This is a genomic window from Pseudomonas sp. NPDC089996 (genome assembly GCF_044748405.1).
Classification (GTDB): Bacteria; Pseudomonadota; Gammaproteobacteria; order Pseudomonadales; family Pseudomonadaceae; genus Aquipseudomonas.
The window spans coordinates 60616-67030 of the sequence record NZ_JBIVGA010000022.1; the positions used below are offsets into that span (position 1 = coordinate 60616).

Sequence of the window (6415 nt, forward strand, 5' to 3'; positions counted from 1 at the left end):
TTCTGCTGAACACGCTACTGACTGGCAACGGCCAGGACAGGTGGGTAGCCAAAACCGAAACGATGCAGCAAGGAGCGCTGACCGTGAAGCATCATGCCGAACTCCATGTACGATCTCCAATTCTGTTCAAGCTGGCGGGCATCGGCTTGGCCCTCTGCATGCTGGCCGTGGGGGCGCTTGGCGTTTATCTGCTCTGGACTGAGGTCATCCCCATTTACGGCCGCATCTACAGGCAGGCGCCGGTGGTTGAAACACCGCTCATGTCGTTCTTCGTGGTGGCGTCGATACCCTTTACACCAATCATGGTGGTGGGATGCCTGATCGCCGCCTGGACTGGCCGCAAGTTCGACCCGCCGAAGAAGTCCTGGCTCTACGCGCTTCAGTTGCGCTCGATGCAGTTGACTATTGCATTGATGGTCGCGGCGCCTGTCGTGATCGCGGTGACCGCCGTGACGCTTTCGGCCAAGGGCTACTGGTCTTGCCCAAAGCTGCGCATTTCGGGTTCTGGATGGCAGATGTTCTGGGTGGATGATGAGCGTATGTGTTTCACGCCGGACAGCTACATCTACGATAACTGGCCATGCAAAATCGTGGGCGACAAGCATGTCTGCATCCAGGTGGATGGTCGCTAGGTGGCGGGTTTGAGGTGAGGTCGCGTTGGTGGCCCAGCTGGTGTGGGCGTCGAGGTCGTAGCGGAAATGGTAGTGCTCGCCATCGCTGGTCCAGTGCTCGACCACACGCGGTTTATCGCCCTGGGTTTCCCAGCGGCAGTGGCAGCCCAGGCCCAAGGCGTTGCTGTGGGTCACCATCAGGCCTTCGGCGTAGCTGAAGCTGCGCACGGTGTCGCCGTTGCGGTTGATCACCGCGCTGAGCTGGCCGTGTTCGTCGTAGCGGTACTGGGTCAGCGTTTCGACGGCTTGGTTGTCGACGATACGCTTGATGTCGGTCAGGCGGCCCAGCGGGTGGTCGTAGTGCAGGTGCATGCGGGTGCCGCCGGTGGCGCTGATGTCGGTCAGGGTGCCACAGCGTATGCCGCTCTGGCCGCTCAGCATTTTCCCCGTAGCCAATCTCATCCAGCCGGGTCAGATGTCCGCCGACGTTGTAGCTGAAACGCCGGGGCAGGTTGTCCACCCGCACCTCTTCGCTCAGCCGGTCCGAGGCGTCGTAGGCAAAGCTATACAGAGAGCGGAGAACGCCCTCTAGCTTGACCTTAATTGTTAAAGAACAACAAGAAGAGCCCAGAAACCATTATAGGCATGCTGTAAATCCTACCAATCCCCCGCCAAGCCTCAAGATAGTAGTTATCTCTAGGGATTGATACTAGCTCTCCTAGCCTATATAAAACATTCAGCAACGAATCTCTTTCAATCATTTCGATCGAAGCCTCAAACTCATTCACTCGAAGAACACAACGCTTAAACAACGGAAGCATTTGGGGACCATATTGAGAGCGAAATACCCCTATTCCAGCTGGTGCGAGTGTCGAGGTCGAGGTCGAGGCGAAAATGGTATCGCCCGTCTTGAGTCGGCCATGGGTTATAATTCCTATACTCTTCTGATGGATAACCACGCCAAGTCAGCATGATAAGCTCCATAATTTCACGCAATTAAATCCTCCTCCAAAATCACACCGCTAGATAAATTAAATTATTAGAAAGCGCTTCGCAAACGAAAAAAGAGCAACCTAGAGATATGAAAATCACTAACTAAATGGATGCTGCGTCCTGGTGGCGGATAAGCGGGACTGCAAACTAATTTCATTCCATCAAGAAGAGAGACAGCCAATCGCGAGGCAAAAAACCACACATGCAAAATCATAACCTCTGACTTCACGCCCTTTTACGCCCATATAAAAACGCAGCACTTCAAAACTTTATCAATTAGGGAACTCCCCCGCACAATAAAGCTCAAACAACCTTTCCACCCAATCAATATCACATGATTTAGATATAGAATCAGCCACCAACCCTATATCATCCGAAATATAGCCAGCGACATCCGAATCATAAGTCAACGCATATATTTTTTTAAATACTAACTCACGAATATTACTTACGACTTCTTCATCACCCGCAGACGAGTACGCAAGGCTTTTTAACTTCTCAAACGCATCGATCCATGCTGAGTCGAAGCTTTCCTCTTCGCGTTTATCTAACGCTTCATCCCAATCATTTATGCCGGATACAACCATCTCAAAAAAACCATCCTGCTGAATTCTGCTATTTAACTCACTCAATGAATTAACTTTCATCTCAATCCGCTCTCTTTTAGCCAGCTCTCTATTAAATCTACTGCTGCACCCGGCGTCACTCTCTCACCCAAAACATGCGTTCCGTTGGGCGAAACCACATCAACCTTGATATGATCCAAATCCTTGTAAGCCTCACGATACGCTGCGAAAAGCTGATCATCCGTACCTGTAAAGTCACCTTGCCGCGGCCCAATCGGTCCTCTTTCTGCCTCATGAAGAAGCCAATGTTCGTGCTCTGGGTTTTCACCTTTTGGAAACAGCGTTGGTCGCGTTTTATCAGATCGAGACACTGCAAAAGGTCTACCTTTTGACTTTCGCACCGACGGCACATGATGTCCAGACTTACTTACCCCCATACCTTTCTTTTCGCACCAACCCAAGGGTCAATTGCTGTGAAGGGGCTGGATACATAACGATAGAGATTGAAACCTCCATCTAAACCTATTGGATCCTGTGTAAAAAATCGTCCGACTTCAGGATCATAGTAGCGAAAAGTATTGTAGTGCAGTCCCGTATCACTATCAAAGTACTGACCTTGGAATCGTAGATTCTGTTCGACATCGCTATCGACTAGCTGCTCTACAGATCCCCACGACCGATAGGTCGCTTGCCAAACGATCTTGCCATCGCTATCTGTCAGTTCGAGCGGGGTACCAATCTGATCCGTATGGAAGTAGTAAAGCTTCTGCTCTTCGCCTTCCGCCTGATCAATCCGCGCCAGCGGCGCATAGCTACCCGGCTCATACAGGTACAAGATGCTCTGCCCTGGCGTTTCCTCCCGCAGCATCCCAAGGCCCTGCCAAAGGAAGCGCTTATGTTCGGCAACTCCGTTGACCTCAGCCTGCTTGGCCACCCGCCGTCCCAGGCTGTCGTAGCGGTACTGCCCGGTGCTTTCCAGCCTTCCATCGACGTACGTTTCCGCCCGTACCAGCCGGTTCTCACAGTCATAGGCAAAATGCTGCAGCTTGCTATGCCCCGATTGCTTCTCGATCAGGTTGCCCCACGGGTCGTAGCGGTACTCCTGATCCCGCCAATGGGTGATCCGGTTGTCCTTGAACTTGGCAAACTGCCGCGCATTGAAGTCCAGGCGGTTCGCCGCCGCGTCATAGCGGAACTCTTCGCTGCCCACCAGCGAGCCAGTATCACGGCTGCGCAATTGGCCGTTGGCTTCGTACTTGTACTTGATCTCACCGCGCAGTGAATCGCCCCGAGTTTCCTAGACACTCTCCAAGCTCAGGAAATAACGTTTCTCATACTCTACTGGAGACAGCTGCATAGCACTACTGTGCCGGCGTTTAGGGTTATAGAACATCTCGATGTAATCGAAAATATCACTTCGGGCTTCTTCACGGGTTGTGTCGGTCTTTCGTCGGATTCGCTCACGCTTCAAAAGCTGGAAAAACTCACGGCTACGGCATTGTCGTGGCAGTTTCCCCGCCGGCTTAGCTTGGCACGCAGGTGCTCTTGTGGTAGTTGCATGATCCTAGGAAATGATTTTATTACCACGATTCTTGCGTGAAATCTCCTCACCTACAAACACCAGTTTTTGTTTCGTAATTTTCAATTTAAGCTTGCTCAAAGCCTCGCGCATCCCCGCAAGTAATATCTTTGTCGAGAGGTACCATTTTTGCTTCAGGACTAAGCCTTCGCTGTGTGATAAAGTTGGCTGATATCACAGCCGCCCAGCTACGTAAAATCCGTTAAATCCTAAGGGCGGCGTACTCAATAGCCCAGTGCGCCGCTCTGGCCAATCTTCACAGCAAGCAACTAAGTTCCAGAAATATCTGTCAGACAAGTTCTTTAGACTACACGAAGTGAATTTATAAAGTCATCAAAACTCGAACATACTTTCTCTAAACGCACTTCACCCTGGACCCACAAATACACCACCCCGGCATCTTCTTTTTTCAAAGAAAGCATAAAACTGTTCCCGCCATCATCATATGCAAAAGGAACATAGCCTTCAAGATCGCTATCTTGATCTATATATTCCTGCATTAATTTCTCTATCGGTAGCTTACCAAATTTTATGGAGTTGAAACCATTTATACTGAATACATACTCATCACCTTCGACCTCGGTCGCCTCAGGGAAACCGCCATTATTCTTAAGATAAATCTTCTTAAATAGAGGAGGAAGCTTCCCTCCAGCCATAAGCTCAATCTGGGAGAAATCCCCCATATCAATACTCGATTCAGACTCTTCTAGATCTAACATGCAGTCCCTCCAATTTTTTTTGCTGCCGCCGGTTTCCTCGCAGGGAATGTATAAGACTTCCCAGTTGCTGCTTTGTACTGGGCCACTCCTCATTTATGAGGAACGCCCTGGTGAGCTCTCTGCTCCACTAGCTGCATAGTACCTTTATTAGTCTTAGGGTCATAGTCATCCAGATGGTGCCAAACATAGCCACGCGGGGTCGTTTTTTGATTCAACTCAGCGACCTTATTCGCCGCCTCAAAATCCTTGATATAGTCACCCGTGTAGTCGATTGTAACTATAGGATTGACATTAGGCTTTTTCGCATAAAGCGCATTACTACCAGTATAATCTAACCCACCACCCAGCGTTTTCGTTACACCAGAATACCCTCGCTCTGCGAGAATGCTTAATGCATCTAGCTCAAGTGGATCCACCCAAGCGATTGGGTTGGCTACGTATTTGTAAAGATTCCAGTCGCCCTTCAAACCAATTGGATCTTGACCAATAAATCGGCCTATCTCAGGGTCATAGTATCTAAATGTGTTGTAGTGCAGACCTGTATCTGAATCAAAGTACTGCCCTTTAAAGCGCAAATTTTGCTCATTTCGTTGACAGCTAAAAGTTCAACCGCCCCCCATGAACGATACGTGGCTTGCCAAACGATCTTGCCATCGCTATCCGTCAGCTCGAGCGGCGTACCAATCTGGTCAGTATGGAAGTAGTAAAGCTTCTGCCCTTCCCCTTCAGCCTGATCCACCCGCGCCAACGGCGCATAGCTACCCGGCTCATACAGATACAGGATGCTTTGCCCAGGCGTTTCCTCCCGCAGCATCCTCAGTCCTTGCCAGAAGAAGTGCTTATGTTCGACTTCGCCGTTGATCTCCGCCTGCTTGGCCACCCGCCGTCCCAGGCTGTCGTACCGGTACTGCCCGGTGCTTTCCTGCCTGCCATCAACATACGTTTCCGCCCGCACCAACCGGTTCTCGCAGTCATAGGCAAAATGCTGCAGCTTGCTATGCCCCGATTGCTTCTCGATCAGGTTGCCCCACGGGTCGTAGCGGTATTCCTGATCCCTCCAATGAGTGATCCGGTTGTCCTTGAACTTGGCAAACTGCCGCGCATTGAAGTCCAACCGGTTCGCGGCTGCGTCGTAGCGGAACTCTTCGCTGCCCACCAGCGAACCGGTGTCGCGGCTGCGCAACTGGCCGTTGGCTTCGTATTCGTACTTGATCTCGCCACGCAGTTTGTCGAGCGTACGCACCAGTTCACCGGCCGGGTCGTATTGGTAACGGCGGTGAATCGGGTTGTAGTCATGCTCCACCAGCAACGAGGTGTTGTGGTGAGCTTGCCCTGGGTCCGGTAGACCTCGCGGTGCAGGTCGTCACGCTCCATGTCGCTGATCACCTGGCCATCCAGGTTCAACTGGTGCAGGTGTCCGCTGCCGTAGTACAGGTGGTTGAGCTTGCGCCCATCCGGCAGGGTCAACGTGGTCAGATTGCTGAGCGCATCGTATTCATAATCGAGCGCGCCGCTGGGGCTCAGCTCTTGCGTCAATCGGCCTAGCAGGTCGTAGCTGTAAGCGAGCTTTTCCTCAGTAATGCCCAGCTGCTTGCCGGTGCCTGTCGGGTGGCGCTGGATGCTCAGCAACCGATCGGCCTCGTCGTACGCGAAATCTTGCCGGGCATCGCGGTTGACCTTGGCCATCAAGCGGCCAATGGCGTCACGCTCGAACAGCGTGTTGCGCTCCGGGCGCTCGCCACTTTCGCCGTAGCCGATTTCGTCCAGGCGAATCAGGTGACCGCCCTCGTCGTAACTGAAGCGCCGGGTCAGGTTGTCCACCCGTACCTCTTCGCTCAGGCGGTCCGAGGCATCATAGGCAAAGCGGTAGGCCGCGCCGTTCTCGTTGACCAGTGCGGTCAGGCGCAGGGCCTTGTCATACTCGTAGCGAATCCACTCGCCCTTGGC

General features: G+C 52.1%; 5 protein-coding genes and 4 pseudogenes. 1 reads left to right on the forward strand and 8 read right to left on the reverse strand.

The window, feature by feature from the left end; translation table 11 throughout:
- The first annotated feature begins 83 nt into the window (after positions 1–83).
- Entirely contained in the window at positions 84–632 is a 549-nt protein-coding gene (locus ACIPW4_RS25615; protein WP_400663035.1) for a hypothetical protein, read from the forward strand.
- Positions 633–656: 24 nt separating this feature from the next.
- On the opposite strand, the pseudogene ACIPW4_RS25620 reads toward ACIPW4_RS25615, so the two are convergent.
- The 8 genes and pseudogenes from ACIPW4_RS25620 to ACIPW4_RS25655 all read right to left on the reverse strand — a co-directional run.
- A pseudogene (locus ACIPW4_RS25620) lies at positions 657–1022 on the reverse strand (type IV secretion protein Rhs); the annotation flags it as partial.
- An 854-nt stretch (positions 1023–1876) separates the two neighbouring features.
- Entirely contained in the window at positions 1877–2251 is a 375-nt protein-coding gene (locus ACIPW4_RS25625) for a hypothetical protein (protein ID WP_400663038.1), read from the reverse strand.
- The gene (locus ACIPW4_RS25630) at positions 2248–2541 is read right to left on the reverse strand and encodes a hypothetical protein (RefSeq protein WP_400663041.1); all 294 of its coding nucleotides are present in this window, start codon (positions 2539–2541) and stop codon (positions 2248–2250) included. The genes ACIPW4_RS25625 and ACIPW4_RS25630 overlap by 4 nt, the downstream gene beginning before the upstream one ends.
- A gap of 89 nt (positions 2542–2630) precedes the next feature.
- A pseudogene (locus tag ACIPW4_RS25635) lies at positions 2631–3455 on the reverse strand (RHS repeat domain-containing protein); the annotation flags it as partial.
- 12 nt (positions 3456–3467) lie between these two features.
- Positions 3468–3703, reverse strand: a pseudogene (locus tag ACIPW4_RS25640) (IS3 family transposase); the annotation flags it as partial.
- 348 nt (positions 3704–4051) lie between these two features.
- Positions 4052–4468: an SMI1/KNR4 family protein gene (locus ACIPW4_RS25645; protein WP_400663044.1), complete on the reverse strand. Its 417-nt coding sequence runs from the start codon at positions 4466–4468 to the stop codon at positions 4052–4054.
- Between the two features lie 89 nt (positions 4469–4557).
- Positions 4558–4884, reverse strand: a complete 327-nt coding sequence (locus ACIPW4_RS25650) for an HNH endonuclease (protein WP_400663051.1) — start codon at positions 4882–4884, stop codon at positions 4558–4560.
- Positions 4867–6415 (reverse strand): annotated as a pseudogene (locus ACIPW4_RS25655) (RHS repeat-associated core domain-containing protein); the annotation flags it as partial. The gene ACIPW4_RS25650 and the pseudogene ACIPW4_RS25655, both read right to left, overlap by 18 nt.

Bases quoted from the DNA above. Each gene is read 5' to 3' on its own strand.
- ACIPW4_RS25625 (WP_400663038.1), bottom strand. From the start codon at position 2,251: ATGAAAGTTAATTCATTGAGTGAGTTAAATAGCAGAATTCAGCAGGAT.
- ACIPW4_RS25645 (WP_400663044.1), bottom strand. From the start codon at position 4,468: ATGTTAGATCTAGAAGAGTCTGAATCGAGTATTGATATGGGGGATTTC.